We start from the raw sequence: 805 nt of genomic DNA, 5'->3' as shown, positions 1-805 counted from the left end.
TCGATATAAAAATCTCCGTAACTGCAGATAAAAGGGAAACTTTGATTTATGTTACATTGAAGCTGAACGAAGTACCACTCTCGGTAAAATGAGGTCATCTTGCGGATAACGATTGGATTGCAGATGTAAGGTGCGTTCCTTCTCTCCATTGCGACGTGATGAGCATACGGCGAACGTGGTATCAACGCTGCTGATGGTACACAATACCAGTTTACCGCCGGGCCGGTTTGGAAATCCCTGGATAGACCAGCTGTTTACCGGCACGCTTGGATCCCGCGGACGATTCTTACATAGCCACGATCTGGCAGTTGTGGGTATCCGCGCATTGCCTCATCCGATAAGACAGGGATATGGTTAAGTGTATCCCCTTTCATCGGCGTTCCTGACATGCGTGTGTGTCTTACTATCAGGGACGTGATCTCTGCAATGATTTTTCCATTAGCATTGAATTGGAGGGGGAGGGGACAGATATACTGACCTATACCAATGCGTAGTGCCGAGCGCTTGCCGATTGCCGACGTGGACCCGCCTTGCTGCGCCATTATCCTATTACCCCGGCGCACATTACCGGTCACAGTGATATCGCGCCCGAGCATAAGACCGATCCAGGACCGTCCTTCAGCTGGCGTGATTTTCGACAACTCCTGTCAACACAGGCTGACGACATTTAATAGGGAGATGCGGGTTATGACGCTGTTTACACTATTATTGGTTCTGGCCTGGGAGCGTTTATTCAAGCACGGCGAACGTTGGCAATTGGATCGCTGGCTTGAGAGGCCGTTTAGCCGCTTGCGTGAGACATAGC

General features: G+C 50.4%; 2 pseudogenes. Both read left to right on the top strand.

Annotated features, from left to right (window positions below):
• The first annotated feature begins 116 nt into the window (after positions 1 to 116).
• Positions 117 to 671: pseudogene (ampD, locus tag BG74_RS17075) on the top strand (1,6-anhydro-N-acetylmuramyl-L-alanine amidase AmpD).
• Positions 672 to 687: 16 nt separating this feature from the next.
• A pseudogene (gene ampE, locus BG74_RS13355) lies at positions 688 to 792 on the top strand (regulatory signaling modulator protein AmpE); the annotation flags it as partial.
• Positions 793 to 805: the final 13 nt, after the last annotated feature.

The organism is Sodalis-like endosymbiont of Proechinophthirus fluctus (assembly GCF_001602625.1).
Classification (GTDB): domain Bacteria; phylum Pseudomonadota; class Gammaproteobacteria; order Enterobacterales; family Enterobacteriaceae.
The sequence above is the reverse complement of the archived record's forward strand: the minus strand, read 5'-3'. Positions and strand labels throughout refer to the sequence as shown.